We start from the raw sequence: 17,482 nt of genomic DNA on the forward strand, positions 1-17,482 counted from the left end.
TTTTCCTGCCCGAAAGTTATCACCATTCGACGAGATTTCTTGTCTTGACGTTTTTGAACAGTCATTCGATTAAAAGGTTTCCCTGATTTGAAAGGATTTTCTTCCGGCGCCCTGAATGCCCCCAATACGTGAACCAAAATCCTCATCATGATGATATCTTTTGATTTCGTCTTAATGGTCAAAAGGGGAGAGTTCTGACATGGTCACATCAGAACATACTGAGATATCAATCTCATCATTCCCGATTATTTTTCGGCTCATTGAATCTATATGATTTTTCTTCTATTGGAATCTCTTCATCTAAATACCTTTCATCTGACCACAAAAGTCGCCACGTTGTATCAAAGTCGATGTTGTCAGTCTCTGTTTCCACGGTAATTCTCGGCGCCTGTGATCCGCCATGTAAATAATTCATAGCGCCAACTGGGTTGAACGGAGGGATGGGTGGGACTACTCTATTAAAGATCCTGGTCAGCGGTGTCTTTTTTTCATCAACTGGTTCCCAAATTCCGCTGGATGGAATTATGTCACCTGTTTTGATAAATATATTATCTGATGGGTCCGGGGGGGCAGGCAGATTTTCTGGAAAATGCAGCAGAGCCAGTTCGTTTCTCAGCCAGTCGCCGTATAGGGTGAGTCCAGGTTCATCCAGATAGCGTGGCTCTAGAACATGCTGAGCGCACTCTTGCCAAGCTTGACATGCTGAGGTCAAAGTCTCACAAAATTCTATCCAGAATGGTGTATGATTTTCGTCAATTATATTTTCGCCCTGTTCTATGCGAGTTGTCATTTCTGCCCAGTGGAAGAGAATGCGGCGTGCCATCGCAAATTTTCCGTTTGCATCGAATTTAAAAACGCGCTTATCACCCTTGCTCAACTTGATAACTCCGTCTTCGCAGTGACTTAATCCTTTCAATATCAGTAAATAATCCGAGGTCGGGATTGCTGTTTTACCGGCCCATCCATTTTCATCTGCCACACGCAAGCTTTTTTCTGCCGAAACAGTCCATACTCTATAGAACTCAAAAATTCGACGCCAAGCAGTTGCTGAACTCACTTTTTTCAGCCAGAAGAAGATCTGCGCTCGCTCTGTATCAGTTGGCAGCATAATCATACTTCTGTCTATCGTAGTTTTCATAGATTGATTGTAACTTTTCTATTGTTGATGGTCGTTATTCCCGACCCCTTACACTCGTTGTTTGTCAGTTGGTGAGTTTAAACTCGTTAGTCAAGACATTATTCTGAGCTGAGCCCAGGATTTTTCAAGTGCTTTTAAACGAATAGCTTTGCTCTTCTTGTGGTACTGTGCCATCGCCGTAACGATCGTCTCGCCAGATCAATCGCCACATTGTATTTAAGTCGATACTTTCGTCTTTTGTTGAGACTGTCATCTGTGGTGTTTTCGAGCCACCATGCAAATAGTTCATAGTCCCGATGATCGTGAACGGCGGTTGAGGGATTTTGTTTTTAACAAATAACGTCAGAAGAGAAATTTTCATTGGTTCCGCGTCTATAGGCTCCCAGATTCCTGAATACGGTGTAATCTCATTAGATCTCACGAAAACAGAATCAATAGGATCCGGCACAAATTCTAATTTATTTGTGACAGAAATGTCTGCTAATTCATCTTGAAGCCAGGAATTATACGTTGTTGGCGCTGGATCCTCGAGATATCGGGTTTCCAGAATTGGCATTGAACATTCTCTCCAGGCGGCAGAAAGACTCTCCATTCTTTGGCAGAATTCTCGCCAGAGTGGTGTGTATTCCTCATTAATGTTGTTATCTCCTGTTTCTACTCGATGTTTGATCTCTACCCAGTGTTTTAGAATACGTGAAGCCATTTCAAACTCACCATTGGCATCGAATTTGAAGACACGCTTATTGCCCTTGCCTAACTGAATAACTCCTTGTTCACAGTGCGCCAGACCCCGGATAATTAATCCAAGTTCGCTTTCCGGTAGAGAAGTCTTCTCTGCCAAACCGCGTCCATTAGCTGCACGGACACTTTGCTCCACGATTTCTGCCCATGATTTATAAAATTTAAAGATTCTTTGCCACGCGGTTAGAGAACTGGTTTTCTTCAACCAAAAATATATCTGGCGTCGCTCATCTTCCGATGGTAATAGAAGTTCGGACGTACTTGTTTGGTCTCTCATGGAAATATTCTTGTCTTTCAATTTTCTTTAATCGCCTGTTCTCGACTGCCAACAGCAGCGGTTTGCACAGTTGTCGTGCCAGCTGGGTTGGGGTATTCAGCGCATCTTGCCCATCTAATCACGGTGGAGATGAAAATCTTTGAAATCGGTGCTCAATCTTTTTTTTAACTATCATGAACGGAGATGACGCTCGACATCGTCGACCGTTTATCACTGCTAAAAACGTCGATCAGTTGATTAATTTTGCAGCGTGCCAGAGTCTATAACCTTTCGTAGTAGGTTGGTTGGAACATGCATTTTTTTCGTGTAATAAGGACGTGCCAGATAAACTGTTGTTCGGTAAAGGCAGGGAATAGTGTCCTGCTTTGAGATAATACCTGCAACTTCTTCATTGGTGAGCATAACATCGCTATCTAACTCATTTTTCGGTGATCGCCAGAACAGTAAAGCAGACTTGAAAATAAATTGATTTCCGCTTGAGATTTCGTTGTTCATTACTCGCCCATTCGAAAAAACTTCCAGCCGGTGTTCGAAATCGAAATTTTCGTCACCGTTCAGCGAGCAAATCAGCTCGCTCAAAACTTGACGCTGGGTACGATTTTCTGAGAATAATGTGTTTAAATTGACGTCAGAAGAAAACTCTATTTCTATACGATTTCCATTTCCTTCGATTGCAGTAAATTTTAAGTTGGCTTGACGCGGCTGACCGGTGCAACCCAAAAGAAGAGATATTGCAAGTAAAATAGTTAATTTATTCACTTTGTCAGGTCTAAGATATTTTTCTGTACCAATTCTAGTGCAGAATTTTTTCAGATATCGTAATTCTAAAAATTATCCGGCATCAGGATGATTAACGTCACCGGCGCAGTTTATTTGCCGGCCACTCCTGATTTGCCACTATTTACCGAAGTCTGCCATGAAGTCGACATCACGCTGCTACCATGCTGCGCGCGCGCTGTCGCCGCCATCAACACACCTTCGCCACCGCGAACAAGAGGCCACGCATCAGTGCGCAATTCAAAACCGGTACCGCTATACCCGCTGCGCCGCGTTGCGCCGCGTTGCGCCGAGCCGGCCGCCTGCTGCACTAGACACCCAAGATTGCGATGCATGCCTGCGCTGCTGGTCGCCAACTGCATGCGCTATTGCCTGACCGCATTATCGAGTACCCACCGGTTGGATCCAGCGCTGTCAAAGTTATTACTGTGCATGCCGAAGATCACCTCGGCATGATTGATCTCGGTGTCGACGGCAGCTGGGAAGGGCGGCGCGTGAGACCTCATAATAGCGTTAACGTCATACTTGGCGCTAATGAACAATGCAGACATTGATCAGTCCACTTCGAAATTTTTTATTTCCCGATTAAGTGCACCCTCAATCGACTTGATTTTTGAGAGTTGATATTTTTTTGTCGATTTTGGAATAAAGAGCTTGTCCGGCCCGTCTGGAAAGTCTTCTCCAGTGGAGGAAAATTGATAGCGCGAAACAGAAATTATCGCTTTCTTCACATCGAGTTCAGCAATGATGAGATAGATTTCGTTTCCTCGTGCAAAAACTGTTGCATCGCGCAGCGTCGTTTCTCCACGGCTGGCTGAGGTCCATGCTGTTGTAGAATCGACTGCACTTTCTATTATTGGAACCTGAAGCCAAGTAGGGTCATTCTCTTCCTTAAAATAAAAAGATATGCTGCGGCGATAACTTGTTGTGTCTTGATACGTTCCTGTAACCATAAACAATTTTCCGGATTTGGTATCCCAGGTATGCAGTCCCTGTTGCGTCGTAAATACTGGGGCGGTAGCTTTAGTTACGCTTGTTGATGTCGCTGTTGCCTTCGCCGATGTGATGCTTATCGCTGCCGCGAAAAAAAAATTAAATAGGAATAAAAGGGAAGGTTGGTTGAAGCAGGGATGAAAAAACATCGATGTTCCTTTCCATCAGACATGGTAATGAATTTTGCTCGGAAAGCACGAGACAGGTGGGTCATCGAAACGGAGTTAGCGCAATGGATCTCTTACATATATTGAGGCCAAGCAACGCGATGTTCATCTTTTTATAGGGATATGTGTATCTAAAAGGCACGTTATTTTTCTTCCAGATGATCTATATCCACTGCTTTCGGTTCGACTTGTGACATGACTGCGCCTCGTAAAAGGCCTGTTTTTTTTCGAAGCGAGAAAGCGTGTATAACACCAAGTGCTGGAAATTCCAATTCCTCTATATTCGTGTGCCCGACTACTACAGGAGTATTGAAATTAATATTTTTTTTGTCGTCTAGAGGTAGGTGCCATTTCCCTCCAAAAGTCTCTATTACAATTTCCCCCAAGTACCTTCCAAAGGTTACGCTCAATCCGTTTTTTTCCTCTCTACTTGAATTAGTTGTGAGCATTTCAAAGAACTCTTCAAGCTTTTCGAGGGAGCTCATATCGCGCGTGAGAGTGAAGCCTAGGGACTCTGCCTTTTCCTCCAGCGCCTCTAGTTGATTTTCCATGACGAAAATAAAGCGGTCGAATTGTTCTCGTTCGGCTGCGAAATCCATATAAGCTCCTGTTAGTTCCTGAATGGGATTTGTGGCCCTGATTTGAATCTAATTCATGCTTTTACTAGCGCTTCCGAATGTGGCTTAGATGCGCCTTTTTCAAGGAGGTGTTCTACAAGCCATCCAAGTTTCGTTAGCGCACCATCTTTTTTGATAGCGATAAATTTTCTTTTGTTAGACTAAATGCCGCAGTTTTTAGTTGACCTGCATACTTATCTTATTTTTTTATGCCGATTTGTCGATTGCTAAATGGGGGTTTTAAGGTTCCTTCCGATGCCTCCATAGATACTCGGTAGTCCATCTTTGGTTGCGTCCCATGTTGATAGTTTCGCATAGTTGTATCATATTGTCTGCTCCAGCTATCGTGGTCTTTTTTCACCTCGGCGCTGATATTTTTCCCATCGATCTAATTTTTGCTCGGGTGTTCCCGGTGTTAAATTTTTGGGCTTTAGAGGCAGACCACAGTTCTCGTAATCTCGATCTTTCTTCGCTGACTGTTTTCCCAGCTTTATAGCCGAATTTCTTGGTAGACCTGTCTCCAACACCGCACCTGCGGATCGTCGGCCAGCAGTTCGCCGATCAGGTCGCGCGTATCCTTGTCCTGGAAGATATAGCTGTCGCGCCGCAGCCCGAGCAGAGCCAGCGCCGGTTGCAGATGCAGGCGATAGCGCGCCAGGCCGCCATTGGCACCGAGCCAGACGGCGTCGGTGCGCAGGCCGTGCCAGGCCCGGCGGCTGCCGTCGGGTTGCAGCAAGGCAATCGTCAGCTCTTCACCGATAAAGTCGGCCAGATTCAGATCGGTCGACGTCGATAATGCATCGACGTCAAAACTGAACAGTTCGTGGACCGCCTCGCGCCCCGTGAATCGCTCGGCCACCGTGCTAAGCGCCGCACCCCAATAGTCACCCCGTGCAATCGGGATGCCGGCGCCAACAATGTCCGAGGCCGTGCTCGGATCGATGATGCCAGCGACATCCGCAGCAGCACCTACCATTTCCAGTTTGAGGTCCTTGTCGGCCGTTGCGAGCGCCGTCGTGGCGTCGGTCAGTTTTTTGCCAATACTTGTCAGATCCGTTATGCCAGCCTGCTTTTTTGCGCAGCGGGTAACTCAAAGAGCGCGTCCATGCGCTTGTTTGTGGGCGTCAGCCCCGGCTTTGTTGTCATGACGCCGCTTGGCGCTGCCGGCATAAATCGAACGCGACGGCATCTCGCCGATATCCAGGCTGGTCAACTGCTCGGCTGCGGGCGCCATCAGCTGCGCCGGATCCCAGCTGCTGATGGAAACGGCATTTGCCGCTACGCGCCGCAGGGCAGCCAACCGGTCGATCGCGTCATCGGTATCGCTGGTGCGCACGGCATGAAAGCGCAGGTATGGTACGGTGACCTCTCTAGTCCCGTCTTTGTTCAGGTCGGTGAATGTGACATTGGGCATGAAGAAATCGCCATCGACGTCCAAACCTGGGCAGTCGCTTACGTCGCGAATTACCCATTCTTCTTTCCATTGAGCCTTTGTTACACGCAGGTAGTATGCGGCAACCAAATCAATACGCTCGATCCGACCGGACTGCGGGGCAACTAGTGAAGAGCTCGCCTTGCGAGTAAGCACCAAGATATGCTCGCCATTGCGGTCGGAAATTTGGTGGGCACCGGCCAGGACTCCATTTGTCCGGATATTCTCAGCGGCTAACCGTTTCGCATGGACGGTCGAGGGCTTGCTCACAACATGCTCGGCCTTACATGCTTGGATGGCGGGAGCAAGCAGGATGCAAATTCCCAATCCAGTACTGATGCTCTGCTTCCAGACGAGCGCCTGCAGGTGCGCGCTGCCGCGTTCGCGCAGGTCTTTGAGACAGATGAAGAAATTTTCGCCGGCCAGTTGGTCGCTTTCCGTGGCTATTCGGTAAGGTTAGGAATCGGAGGATCTTGATAGGTTTCATCGATTTTTATGCCTCGTGCACGCAACTCTGATTCTTTTTTTGTACGCATTGCAGGCAAATATTCCAAATGTGATAGCAATGCGCTTTTCCACTGCGCTTTCTGCTTCGGTGTTATATAACTACGGTAGTGTTCATTTTCGCTCTCAATCGTGTACGAGATAAGATATGAGCCTGGTCTTTGCGGATCGAGTAATGTCGGTTCGCGAGTGAATGAGATAGTTAGGTATACGTGATTTGCGTAGAAATGCCATGGCCTATTGCTAGGTATATTCATCCACTCGGCAAACGTCGGTTCATAGTCTGCGTCCATACTGCTTACGGGAGATTCGGACAAGACGAAATCCAACATCGCCTTCCCGCGCAATCGTGGATCTCCCTCATTAATGAAAATATTCCAGCCGGTTTTTCGAACATTCTTCAGGATTAATATAAATTCCTTTCGAGCTTGGTCGTGGTCTATTAGGTCTGTTGGTGTGAGGCCAGAATTTATATGAAATTTTGTCAATCCTTCTTCAGACGGGGATGAATTATTCATAGCTGTTATACTAATTACATTGCCTACAGACAGCGTATTATCCTTGTGCTCAAAGATGGCAGTGCCTGATTTTTTTTGGTCCCAACGCGCCGTATAATATTTTACTCCGGGAGGTCAATTCACAATTTTGATTAGATCTTTGTTTCTTTCAACGTATTCGGTCGCAGCTTCGTTAATTTTTAAAATAACTTTTGAATCCATAGTTACCGCTTCCTCATTTGATTCTCGGCAGCCTGATAACAATACTAGTGCCGCTGTTATTAATAGGATATTTTTCATGCTGCGTTAAATCGGTTGATAATATCGGTAAGGATATGGTTCATACGAGGAATCGACCCATCCTGAAATAGTTTTGAGTTGATTTTCCATATAGTACTTTTTATTTTGCATAAGATCGTGAAACTGAATGGCCGCAGTATTGATCCAGTCCATCCGGCTTGTATAACTTTCAAGAATTGTCGTATTTTTTGCTATAGATTTGAGTTCCGCCTCCTTTGTATCACAAGCGCTATTAAACACCAATTCCAAATCTGGACTTGCCCAATTCGCATACCAAGCACGTTGGCGACCAACCCATGCAGAAAAATCTGGATCGTCGTAAATCAGCGGCTGGAGAATTACACCTTGCTTATGTTGTGCGATATCAAGCAGATGTAGCAACTGTTGCGCTGCACCGGCATGATTGATCCCGGTGTCGACGCCAGCCGAGAAGGGCGGTGTATCCGATCCGGTATACAACTGCGCGACAATCAGCGGCCGGTCCATGTCGCCTTCAATGAAATCGACCAGCACTTCGGTACCGATGCGCGGCGTGAACTGCGATCCCCAGTTCGGTCCGGCCAGCGCCTCGGCCACGCGCACACAGGTACCGGATACATCGTTGCCCGGCGCATTGCCGTTCTCGTCCGTGTCATGCGTCAACCCGCCCGAGATGGCACCGACCCCGCGCTGCCAGGCAAACTGAATGCGCACCTGGTGCTCGCGCGTGGTCGTATTGATCGTCTCAGGCAACCCGACCACGATGGCCGTCTGCGGCCCGAGCGACGCCCCCGCAAAGCGCGCAGCCGCCGCGCGCGGCACGATCGCAACCGCTTCGCGCACGCAGCCAAAGCGATTACGGTAGGTGCCGGGTTCGAGCGCCTCATCGGAAAACTGCAGCAGGGTTGCCGCGCCGGCTTCGGCCAGCCCGGTCAGGCGCGACAGGGCCTCACCCAGTGCCGGCTCGAGATTATTGCGCGCCTCGTGCTTGACCCACAGTGTCTTGAAGCTGTTGTCGCCGTCCGCATAGCCGTCGTGCTGGGTCAATGTAAAACCGTGTCCGGCCGCCATGCGGCGTACGGCGCCGGCGCCTTCGAACTGTTTGTTGTCCAGCTCCAGCGCCTGCAGCATGACGCGGCTGTGGGCGTCGGCGAAGGCCTTGTTGTCATGACGGCGCTCGGCGCTGCCGTCATAAATGGACAGCGACGGCATCTCGCCGATATCCAGGCTGGTCAGCAGATCGGCCGCGGGTGCCATCAGCTGCGCCGGATCCCAGCTGCTGATGGAGACGGCGTTGGCCGCCACGCGTCGCTGCGCGGCGGACCGGTCGATCGCGTCATCGGTGTCGCTGGCGCGCACGCCATGAAAGCGCAACGTGTCGCCGCCCGGCGTAGCGGGCAGGGCGGCTTGGCTGTCGAAGAACACGATGCGGTGCCGCGCTTGCGCCGCGCCGCCCTCGGCCGGTTCGTCACCTTCCTGATCATGCTCGAAACGCCAGCTGAGACCCTCGGCCGCCAGTACGCGCTGCAGAAATTCCAGGTCGCTTTCGCGGTATTGGGTCCAGATCGCTGCACGGCCAATACGTTTAACTCATCAAATAAGTCAGTTACACCGGCCTCCAGAGTATGAGAAGTCGAGATTCTCAGCTGTTTCCATGATCGTGACCACTTCTGAAATAGCAAGCTAATCTGCAAAAACAGGCTCTGATATCACAATTTTTTGCTTTCCCTGCTGGAATGTAAATATCATACGGTCCGATTTTTCATCATATCGCGTATGCAGGGTTGTTTGATTGGGAGGATTGCCTATTGTCGCTGGAATTTGTTCGGTAGAAAATGCTTCAGCAACAACTGGCGCACTAAATGGCGACCCGTCTGCCGGGTTAGCGGTTTTTCGGGACATGGCTAGCATTAGCGACGTCCATTTCGACTTATCGCTTAGCGGTTGGGCTGCGTATAGATAAGCATATCCTCTGATATTTCCCATATGGGATCCAAATTCTTCATCTTGACCGTATTTTTTTATTTCTTGCTTAAGATCTAGAGGTGATATGTCTTTCACTTGGTAACAACATACCGAGACGTACGGCTTATCAGTTCCCACCATTCCAGTAAATACGGTCGGTTCATTAAGTTTTTTATTAGAAAAGATATAGATTGGACGTGCTATCACTTTGTATTCTTTTCCCATTACTGGAATTTGTTCCAACAAGCCCACAGCCGGGACGTCCGATGCAGAGCAGCTAACCGAAAGTATTGAAAAAAAAGCGATAGTGAAAATATTCTTCATATATTGTTACCTACCATTAATTGACCAGTGCATATTTTCTTTAGGAAAGTAAATAACTCCGTATGTTCTGCCTATAGCGGCAAGGTCTGAGAACGCACCGATTTTTATAATTTCCCCTTGCGCATTTTTCACCGATTTTCCGATATAGTTAGTCAAAGTCATGTCGATTGCATCTCCCTGCGTATGGTTCGACCTTCCAGGCCGTGCAACTTTCTGTTTCGCAGAGTTCCATCTAATACCATAGCCTGCACACATCTGCTGCGCGGCGGTTTTCGCTTTTGCGTAGTCAGGATTGCCATTTTTATCACGATGCAGCCAGTCGATATCTACACCGGGGAATGGATCCGCTTGTTCAGGTGGCGTGCCTTTTGCGATCTTAAATGCCCAATACATGAGATATGCCCGTTTGACTGGACGCAGTATCGAACTGATTCTGATGCCAATATTGGCTTCCTTCAAGGCGGCGACGAACTGCACTACTTTGGGTTTAAAGTCGGTACTGAGAGCATTTAAAGTATTGTCCCCCATAAAGCGCTTGCACCAATGTGACCCGCTTGCTTCCTTATTGGAGGTGCTTACTACTGTGATGGGATGATTTTTGTCTGTGCGCTGTTGATCTATGCTAACCGCTGCTGGTTTTGGGTGCTGAGTCGTTAATGCTGGGGGAACCCTTCCTGATGATTTTTGCGCATGGCGTGGTGGCAGAGGAGGAGGGGTTGGCGATTTCGTGACGAGAGCAGGCGGTTTAGTTGCACCATGCAGTGATGCGATGGCTTGCTTTGCTGGCACTCGCAAATGTTGGCGTTCGAAAATCTTGTTAGCGTCTTTGATCCGATTAGCTGCGACCAATGCTTCGATAGTGATGCCGTGATGACTAGCGATTGTTCCAAGCGTTTCCCCGCTTTTGACAATGTGGATTTTCTGCGCCGGTTTGTTTTCGCTTTGATGCACGTCAGCATTGCCACTGGCAGCAAAATACGGTGCAATAAATGTGAAGATACTACCTTTAGCCGAATCAGATATGTCACCAATTTTTTCATGTAAATCGCTAAAAATAAGTGAGATCCTATCGGCGAATAGGTTGGGATAAATCGGCGGCAAGATGCCACTAGCATCACTCTGCATCGTTACTGGCTTGGATGCGCCTTCGATTTTAACCGCTTGTGAGGCCATTGGTTGCTTGAGCTTATCCTGGATCGTTACAGACTTCGGTTTGCCTAAGGGAATGATTTTTCCAGGTATCCACCCCTCATGCTTAGCCATAGCATTGGACAATCTTTTAAATTGCGCTTCATCGAGATCATTCAAAACAGTATTACTTTCAACACCAGTAGAAGTGGCAACTGTGTCGATATAGCCATCGGTGTCATTTTCGTTCCGAGGGGCATAACGTTCGATCATCTGTGCAATCGTTCTATCGCCATATACTTCCTTGAGAAGTCTAATGCGCTCGGCGTCACCAGTAGCACGGTCCGGAAAGATAAGGAAGAGGCTTTTTACATTCGACGTGCGTTGCGCTAGGCCGATACTTGTGCTGATGATTCGTTTGCCTGGCCGTGCCAGGTTGCCAGGATTGTTGGTGCGCCATGCAAATGATCCGCCAATATATAGCGTCTCTTCACCATTCTCTTCAAAATAATGAACTGTTTTTTCAGGTCGGTAATACGTCGCTCTTACGAACATAGGTCACTCGTCAAGGCTTGAAAAACTCATGTTCTAGCGCTTCTTGCGCATTGACATATTGTTTTTTGGTCTTCATCGCGCCGTCGTTGGCGAACATTGGTACTTCGTCATTTCCATTAAATACGAAAACTTTGAAATCGAACGCCGTTTTTGCCGATCCTGCCGTGTCGGCAACCGGACCGATTTTCGTTGCTTGGACAGCATACAGTCGATTTCCGTTGCGATAGAAGGCAATAGCCTGGGTGTTTGCATCGGCGGTTTCGTAATTGCGAAGGTAATAGGCTTCGCCCTTAGCCGCTGGTAAAGTCACATGCAACCACGGCTCGTCATTCTTTTCTGGCTGTAGGTATACGGTGAAGGTGTCAAAATCGCTGGCACTCAGTGTTGCAACTTGGGCACGAATTATCTGAAAGACAGAGGCTCCAACCTTCACCTCGTTCGGTCCGTAGGCAAGTTTCACTTCAGCTCGCTGCGGTGGCTGTTTGAAGGTAGTTGCACCAAGTGGCACACTGTAGCCCGCGCATGCCAAGATCACAATTAAAATAATACGACAAATCTGCATTAAACCTCTCCTTCCTTGATGGCTTGTAATATGTCTTTGTCAGTGAATACGAGCTGGTCGAGCAGGTATCTGGCGAACGATTCGTCGTTCGCTATCGGAGTCACGATGTCGCCGGGTGTTTCGTCAAATTCGTCGTACTGCGCTGTATCATAGCTGGATTCCTGCTGCTCATGCACCTGTAACCGGTCCTCGATTTCATGATCATTTTTCTCGTCCTGCCCGTGCTCATCGGTATGGCCGCAGCCACAAACGCCATCGTCCGTATCGTCATGTTCTATCTTTTGCCATTCGCCTGTTTCACCGAGAAGCAATTTATAATCGGTTAAAGCGTTTGGAAAAATCCGCTCCGTGGCGCCATGTGAATCCAGTGTTCCTTGCGCGATAAGAGCCCCGGAGTTGTCCAGGAATTTGTAAGGTAACGACATGCCTCCCGCGCCCGCAATTGCATCTTGCAATTGGCGATCAATAATGACGCGCGCGCTGATTGGTTCTTTTGGCAACTCAGTGGGTAATGGCAGCGGCTGTAATGATAGGGGGCTATTGCTACCACCCTCAAAAATATGTTGTCCCCCTTTGACCGTGAAGTTGCCAGGACAAGCGAACGTAATGTTTCCACCTTCTAGCGTGACTGAGGATTGCCCAGCTTGTACGACGATTTTTTCGTGGGCTTCGATTTTGATAGCATCGTTAACGGACACAACCGTAATTGAATTGTCTGCCAAAATCTCGAGCTGGTCGTTATGCGCCTGCAGCGACACCGGCCCATTTGCCGCAACGGCTTGAATCCCGCCATCATGCGTAAACAACCCGGTCGCATTCGCCGACACTGACGCTACCGTGTACGCCGCCGCCATATGCAAATCCGCCTGCGTCGTCCACTGCAACTGCCCACCCGCAAACACCACGGTCGATGCCGGTGTCGCCCAATTGATGCTGCTTGGTGCCTCCATCAAAACAAGAGGCGCACCAAATTTTTCGACCGGCGCATCCGCATCTGCATCACGCGAACCAGCCGTCGCCTTCAGCGCATCCTGCCCACCGACGCCGCTGCCGAACTTGCCTTTCTGCTTCGGATCGACCTGCTCGATCATCTCAACCTGCGCCTGCAGCGCTTCTTTGCTCGACAACGCCTTTTGCCCGGTCGCCGCATTGAGCAGGGTGGTTCCCAGTTCGCCTGCACTGCGCAGCAAGCCGATCGCTTCACTACTATCCAGCTGCGTCGACGTCACACTGCTGCCTTGCTGCGCGCGCGCTGTCGCCGACATCAGCACACCTTCGCCGCCACGAACAACCGCCCACGCATCAGTGCGCAATTCAAACCCGGTCCCGCGATACGCGCCGCGCTGCGCCGAGCCGGCCGCCTGCTGCACCAGATACCCGAGATTGAGCTGCGTCCCCGCGCTGCTGGTCGCCAACCGCGTGCGCAACTGCCCGCTCGTATCGTCGAGCACCCACTGGTTGAATCCGCCGCCGTCGAAGTTATTGCTGTGCATGCCGGAAATCACACCGGCATGATTGATCCCGGTGTCGACGCCAGCCGAGAAGGGCGGTGTATCCGATCCGGTATATAACTGCGCGACAACCAGGGGGCGGTCCATGTCGCCTTCAATGAAATCGACCAGTACTTCGGTACCGATGCGCGGCGTGAACTGCGATCCCCAGTTCGGTCCGGCCAGCGCCTCGGCCACGCGCACCCAGGTACCGGATGCATCGTTGCCCGGCGCATTGCCTTTCTCGTCCGTGTCATGCGTCAACCCGCCTGAAATCGCGCCAACCCCGCGCTGCCAGGCAAACTGAATGCGCACCTGGTGCTCGCGCGTGGTCGTATTGATCGTTTCCGGCAACCCGACCACGATGGCCGTCTGCGGTCCGAGCGAGGCCCCGGCGAAGCGTGCAGCCGCCGCGCGCGGCACGATCGCAACCGCTTCGCGCACGCAGCCAAAGCGATTACGGTAGGTGCCGGGTTCGAGCGCCTCATCGGAAAACTGCAGTAGGGTTGCCGCGCCGGCTTCGGCCAGCCCGGTCAGGCGCGACAGGGCTTCACCCAGTGCCGGCTTCAGATTGTTGCGCGCCTCGTGCTTGACCCACAGTGTCTTGAAGCTGTTGTCGCCGTCCGCATAGCCGTCGTGCTGGGTCAATGTAAAACCGTGTCCGGCCGCCATGCGGCGTACGGCGCCTGCGCCTTCGAATTGTTTGTTGTCCAGCTCCAGCGCCTGCAGCATGACGCGGCTGTGGGCGTCGGCGAAGGCCTTGTTGTCATGACGGCGCTCGGCGCTGCCGTCATAAATGGACAGCGACGGCATCTCGCCGATATCCAGGCTGGTCAGCTGCTCGGCCGCGGGTGCCATCAGCTGCGCCGGATCCCAGCTGCTGATCGAAACGGCGTTGGCCGCCACGCGTCGCTGCGCGGCGAAACGGTCGATCGCGTCGTCGGTATCGCTGGCGCGCACGCCGTGAAAGCGCAACGTGTCGCCGCCCGGCGTAGCGGGCAGGGCGGCTTGGCTGTCGAAGAACACGATGCGGTGCCGCGCGTGCGCCGCGCCGCCCTCGGCCGGTTCGTCGCCTTCCTGATCATGCTCGAAACGCCAGCTGAGGCCCTCGGCCGCCAGTACGCGCTGCAGAAATCCCAGATCGCTTTCGCGGTACTGGGTCCAGATCGGCCGCACGGCCAGGGCCTGCGCCACATCGAACGAATGGCGCACCTGCGGATAGTCGGCCAGCAGTTCGCCGATCAGGTCGCGTGCATCCTTGTCCTGGAAGATATAGCTGTCGCGCCGCAGCCCGAGCAGGGCCAGCGCCGGTTGCAGATGCAGCCGATAGCGCGCCAGGCCGCCATCGGCGCCGAGCCAGGAGGCGTCGGTGCACAGGCCGTGCCAGGCGCGGCGGCTGCCATCCGGTTGCAGCAAGGTGATCGTCAGTTCTTCACCGATGAAGCTCGTCAGGTCGAGATCGGTCGACTTCGATAACGCATCGACATCAAAGCTGAACAGTTCATTGACCGCTTCGCGTCCCGTGAACCGCTCGGCCACCAGCGCCTGCGGCAACGCGGAATCCTGTGACGACGCGATCGTGATCAGGCGTGCATGCTGGCTCAGCTTGACGCCAAACAGCGCATCGATCAGCGATGCGCCTGCCAGGTCGGACGGGGAGTTCACGGCAGCGTGATGGTCAGGTTAGCCTGCTTGGGCGCCAGTTTGACAACGTCGTTGTAGGCGCTCAAGGTCGTTTCGGTCGTGCTGCCCAGCGTGCCGCGCAGGGCCATGTAGCCCAGCGCGCAGATCAGTGCGAACACCGAGCACAGCACCCACAGCGGCACGTCATTGCGCAGCTTGTGGATGATCTGGTCGGGGCGCTCGGCACGCGGCGCGAAGCCTCCCGTGCGGCCTTTCATATGGGCGATCTCGTCGCCCAGGCGCGAGGTCAGGTAATTGAGCTTTTCTTCGCCCTCGATCATGTAGCGGCCCTGGAATCCCAGCAGCAGGCACATGTGAAATACCTCGAGCGCCTGCAGGTGCGCGCTGCCACGGGCGCGCAGACCTTCCAGGCGGATGAAGAAATTCTCGCCGGCCAGTTGGTCACCGAACAGCACCAGTTGCAATGGGCGGCGGGCCCAGTCGTCCCGGATGGCAAATGGCGAGCGCAGGATGATTTCATCGACCGCGGCGCAGAAAGCGTACTTGGCGTTGTCGATGTCGTCCGGCGTCGCGTTTTGTTTCTTGGCACCGCGCGTGAAGTCGTCGAGGAACTGGGTGAGCTTGTTGCGGAAGTCGGCGTCCGACTGCGGGCCATGGCCATTCTTGAGCATGAACAACGCGTAGAACCCGTCGTACATCAGGTCCATCAGCGTGTGTTCGGTACCGGGGCCGGCGGCGACGTTGGGTGAGAACGATGGCTGGCCGCCGGGGATAAGGGATGGTGCGCTGGTTGTCATAACAAGGTCTTCATGAGGTAACGGCGACGAGGTCGAGCTTCAGGTCGCGCAGGCCGGATGGGACATAGATCGAAATCGATTGCGCCTGCAGCATGCGGTCATACATCTGACCTTTGGCATCCAGGGCAAAGTAATAGGTGTCCGGGCGCACCGGTACGGCCGCCGGTACTTGCGGCGCATGCGCCAGGCGCACGCCAGGCATGGCCGAGAGGACGAATTTTTCCACGTCGTCGGGCGCGCCGACCTTGAAGCGCAGCGGCACGATGTCCACCAGTTCCAGGCCGGGCAGGTCGGCCGAGACGCCCAGGTAGAAGCTGGTCTGGGCATCGATCTTGCCCGAGTCGAGCATCCCGTGGTGGTACGACGGCTTGACCTCGTTCAGGGCGATCGCGAAGTACTTCGACGAGATCACGGTATCGAGCAGCTCTCGGATGATCGCGTGCAGGCGCGCAAAGCCCGGGCCCGGGTTGACGTGCTCGTACGGCGGCAGGTCGCTCAGCGACAGGCCTTTCGAGAACGTCATCAGGGCGCCGGCAAGGCTCAGCAGCGCCTCGTACAGGCGCTCGGGATGCAGCGTCGGATGATGGAAATAATGGCTCAGTGACGCGTGCGCCGAGCTGGCCGTGTGCAGCAGCCAGAACGACGACATGTCGCCGGAGCGGAATTCAATGACGTTCTTGCTAGGCTCGCGGTGGTGCCCATACAGCGCGTCGACCTTCGCCTGCAGCGCATCGAGCAGGCGGCGCAGCTGCAGGAACATCAGCGGCGCGCTGCGAATCGACAGGCTCGGCGGGATGAAAGTCGGGTCCTGCTCGAAGCCGCCCGTGGACAGGCGGCGCAGGCGCAGGAGCGGAATGCTCACGTATGAATCGCGCGGCTCGGCTTCCGAGATCAGGCGCAGCGATTTTTTCAGGTACGCCAGTTGCGCGCTCGCGGCCTGCGTGTACAGATCGGGCGTGTCGGCGTTGTGCTGCGCGAAGCGCGCTGCGTTGCTGGGCTGGCCGTCGGGCGCAAAATTGGCGCCAAAATGTTTGAAGGCGGGCAGGGCGGCGTAGAACGTCAGCTCCTGCTGGTTGCGCGGAATGGCCGCCAGATCGATCTCGGGCGGCAGGTCGTCGCTACCCGGCGCGGCGTAGATTTCGCCGTCCGGAAAGAACACCGTCAGTTCCAGCAAGCGCAGCGTGTCGTTCTGCAGCGCGTCGCGATCGACCTGCAAGCCGTTCACACCCCAGCAGTACGGATGCAGCGCCCGGACGCTGTCATGCAGGCGCGCTTCGTGGTAGCGATCCTGCTGCTGAAAGTGCTGGGGACGCAGAAAAAGCCCTTCGCCCCAAAGAAGTTTTCCAGAATTACTCATCGCACATCCTATAGACACAAAACCAATGCTCGGTTACAACTGACAAGACAATAACATTGAATATCAGGAATTTGCTATTCCGCTTCGTACCGTGCTGCACCTCCTTTACCTACGGTGCATAAGTGCTGTTCCATTTCCTGTTGTGAGCGCCATTTCCATAATTTATGGTATTTTTTTGGAAATGACAGTAGAGCAATTGTTCGATACAACTTGCATTAACCCTTTTTTTTGAGGACCG

Annotated in this window: 17 protein-coding genes; all 17 read right to left on the reverse strand. The window is 52.2% G+C overall.

Translation table 11 applies throughout. The features are described 5' to 3' along the window. Positions 1 to 235: 235 nt before the first annotated feature. The 17 genes from HD842_RS23355 to tssK all read right to left on the reverse strand — a co-directional run bounded on the left by HD842_RS23355 (position 236) and on the right by tssK (position 17,244). Complete coding sequence (locus tag HD842_RS23355; protein ID WP_229424897.1) at positions 236 to 1,114, reverse strand: Imm71 family immunity protein; 879 nt, start codon at positions 1,112 to 1,114, stop codon at positions 236 to 238. Between the two features lie 148 nt (positions 1,115 to 1,262). Further along, on the reverse strand, positions 1,263 to 2,156 hold the full coding sequence (locus HD842_RS23360) for an Imm71 family immunity protein (protein ID WP_183558373.1): 894 nt from the start codon (positions 2,154 to 2,156) through the stop codon (positions 1,263 to 1,265). Between the two features lie 237 nt (positions 2,157 to 2,393). Then, positions 2,394 to 2,915 carry a hypothetical protein gene (locus HD842_RS23365; protein WP_183558376.1) on the reverse strand — a complete coding sequence of 174 codons (522 nt, stop codon included), beginning with the start codon at positions 2,913 to 2,915 and terminating at the stop codon, positions 2,394 to 2,396. Between the two features lie 110 nt (positions 2,916 to 3,025). Further along, positions 3,026 to 3,295, reverse strand: coding sequence for a type VI secretion system Vgr family protein (locus HD842_RS23370; protein ID WP_183558379.1), 270 nt, complete (start codon positions 3,293 to 3,295; stop codon positions 3,026 to 3,028). Positions 3,296 to 3,487: 192 nt separating this feature from the next. Beyond that, positions 3,488 to 4,075: a hypothetical protein gene (locus HD842_RS23375; RefSeq protein WP_183558382.1), complete on the reverse strand. Its 588-nt coding sequence runs from the start codon at positions 4,073 to 4,075 to the stop codon at positions 3,488 to 3,490. Between the two features lie 161 nt (positions 4,076 to 4,236). Beyond that, on the reverse strand, positions 4,237 to 4,692 hold the full coding sequence (locus HD842_RS23380) for a hypothetical protein (RefSeq protein WP_183558385.1): 456 nt from the start codon (positions 4,690 to 4,692) through the stop codon (positions 4,237 to 4,239). A gap of 508 nt (positions 4,693 to 5,200) precedes the next feature. After that, positions 5,201 to 5,686: a contractile injection system protein, VgrG/Pvc8 family gene (locus HD842_RS23385; RefSeq protein ID WP_183558388.1), complete on the reverse strand. Its 486-nt coding sequence runs from the start codon at positions 5,684 to 5,686 to the stop codon at positions 5,201 to 5,203. 114 nt (positions 5,687 to 5,800) lie between these two features. Then, positions 5,801 to 6,412, reverse strand: a complete 612-nt coding sequence (locus HD842_RS23390; protein WP_183558391.1) for a M949_RS01915 family surface polysaccharide biosynthesis protein — start codon at positions 6,410 to 6,412, stop codon at positions 5,801 to 5,803. 173 nt (positions 6,413 to 6,585) lie between these two features. Beyond that, positions 6,586 to 7,164: a hypothetical protein gene (locus tag HD842_RS23395; RefSeq protein WP_183558394.1), complete on the reverse strand. Its 579-nt coding sequence runs from the start codon at positions 7,162 to 7,164 to the stop codon at positions 6,586 to 6,588. Between the two features lie 114 nt (positions 7,165 to 7,278). Continuing rightward, positions 7,279 to 7,443 (reverse strand): hypothetical protein, encoded by a 165-nt coding sequence (locus tag HD842_RS23400; protein WP_183558397.1) that lies wholly within the window; start codon positions 7,441 to 7,443, stop codon positions 7,279 to 7,281. A gap of 6 nt (positions 7,444 to 7,449) precedes the next feature. Further along, positions 7,450 to 9,003, reverse strand: coding sequence for a type VI secretion system Vgr family protein (locus HD842_RS23405; protein WP_183558636.1), 1,554 nt, complete (start codon positions 9,001 to 9,003; stop codon positions 7,450 to 7,452). Positions 9,004 to 9,105: 102 nt separating this feature from the next. Beyond that, complete coding sequence (locus tag HD842_RS23410) at positions 9,106 to 9,711, reverse strand: hypothetical protein (protein WP_183558400.1); 606 nt, start codon at positions 9,709 to 9,711, stop codon at positions 9,106 to 9,108. Between the two features lie 6 nt (positions 9,712 to 9,717). Continuing rightward, on the reverse strand, positions 9,718 to 11,394 hold the full coding sequence (locus HD842_RS23415; protein WP_183558403.1) for a LysM peptidoglycan-binding domain-containing protein: 1,677 nt from the start codon (positions 11,392 to 11,394) through the stop codon (positions 9,718 to 9,720). A 10-nt stretch (positions 11,395 to 11,404) separates the two neighbouring features. Continuing rightward, on the reverse strand, positions 11,405 to 11,956 hold the full coding sequence (locus tag HD842_RS23420; protein ID WP_183558406.1) for a hypothetical protein: 552 nt from the start codon (positions 11,954 to 11,956) through the stop codon (positions 11,405 to 11,407). Beyond that, positions 11,956 to 15,111, reverse strand: coding sequence for a type VI secretion system Vgr family protein (locus HD842_RS23425; protein ID WP_370660885.1), 3,156 nt, complete (start codon positions 15,109 to 15,111; stop codon positions 11,956 to 11,958). The genes HD842_RS23420 and HD842_RS23425 overlap by 1 nt, the downstream gene beginning before the upstream one ends. After that, on the reverse strand, positions 15,108 to 15,887 hold the full coding sequence (gene icmH, locus HD842_RS23430) for a type IVB secretion system protein IcmH/DotU (protein ID WP_183558409.1): 780 nt from the start codon (positions 15,885 to 15,887) through the stop codon (positions 15,108 to 15,110). The genes HD842_RS23425 and icmH overlap by 4 nt, the downstream gene beginning before the upstream one ends. A gap of 10 nt (positions 15,888 to 15,897) precedes the next feature. Continuing rightward, on the reverse strand, positions 15,898 to 17,244 hold the full coding sequence (tssK, locus tag HD842_RS23435) for a type VI secretion system baseplate subunit TssK (protein WP_183558425.1): 1,347 nt from the start codon (positions 17,242 to 17,244) through the stop codon (positions 15,898 to 15,900). Positions 17,245 to 17,482: the final 238 nt, after the last annotated feature.

Source organism: Massilia aurea (genome assembly GCF_014200505.1).
GTDB classification, from domain to species: Bacteria; Pseudomonadota; Gammaproteobacteria; order Burkholderiales; family Burkholderiaceae_D; genus Telluria; species Telluria aurea_B.

Bases quoted from the DNA above. Each gene is read 5' to 3' on its own strand.
- HD842_RS23375 (WP_183558382.1), bottom strand. From the start codon at position 4,075: ATGTTTTTTCATCCCTGCTTCAACCAACCTTCCCTTTTATTCCTATTT.
- icmH (WP_183558409.1), bottom strand. From the start codon at position 15,887: ATGACAACCAGCGCACCATCCCTTATCCCCGGCGGCCAGCCATCGTTC.
- HD842_RS23355 (WP_229424897.1), bottom strand. From the start codon at position 1,114: ATGATTATGCTGCCAACTGATACAGAGCGAGCGCAGATCTTCTTCTGG.
- HD842_RS23420 (WP_183558406.1), bottom strand. From the start codon at position 11,956: ATGCAGATTTGTCGTATTATTTTAATTGTGATCTTGGCATGCGCGGGC.
- HD842_RS23385 (WP_183558388.1), bottom strand. From the start codon at position 5,686: ATGGTAGGTGCTGCTGCGGATGTCGCTGGCATCATCGATCCGAGCACG.
- HD842_RS23400 (WP_183558397.1), bottom strand. From the start codon at position 7,443: ATGAAAAATATCCTATTAATAACAGCGGCACTAGTATTGTTATCAGGC.
- HD842_RS23380 (WP_183558385.1), bottom strand. From the start codon at position 4,692: ATGGATTTCGCAGCCGAACGAGAACAATTCGACCGCTTTATTTTCGTC.
- HD842_RS23410 (WP_183558400.1), bottom strand. From the start codon at position 9,711: ATGAAGAATATTTTCACTATCGCTTTTTTTTCAATACTTTCGGTTAGC.
- HD842_RS23395 (WP_183558394.1), bottom strand. From the start codon at position 7,164: ATGAATAATTCATCCCCGTCTGAAGAAGGATTGACAAAATTTCATATA.
- HD842_RS23360 (WP_183558373.1), bottom strand. From the start codon at position 2,156: ATGAGAGACCAAACAAGTACGTCCGAACTTCTATTACCATCGGAAGAT.
- HD842_RS23415 (WP_183558403.1), bottom strand. From the start codon at position 11,394: ATGTTCGTAAGAGCGACGTATTACCGACCTGAAAAAACAGTTCATTAT.
- HD842_RS23370 (WP_183558379.1), bottom strand. From the start codon at position 3,295: ATGCAGTTGGCGACCAGCAGCGCAGGCATGCATCGCAATCTTGGGTGT.
- tssK (WP_183558425.1), bottom strand. From the start codon at position 17,244: ATGAGTAATTCTGGAAAACTTCTTTGGGGCGAAGGGCTTTTTCTGCGT.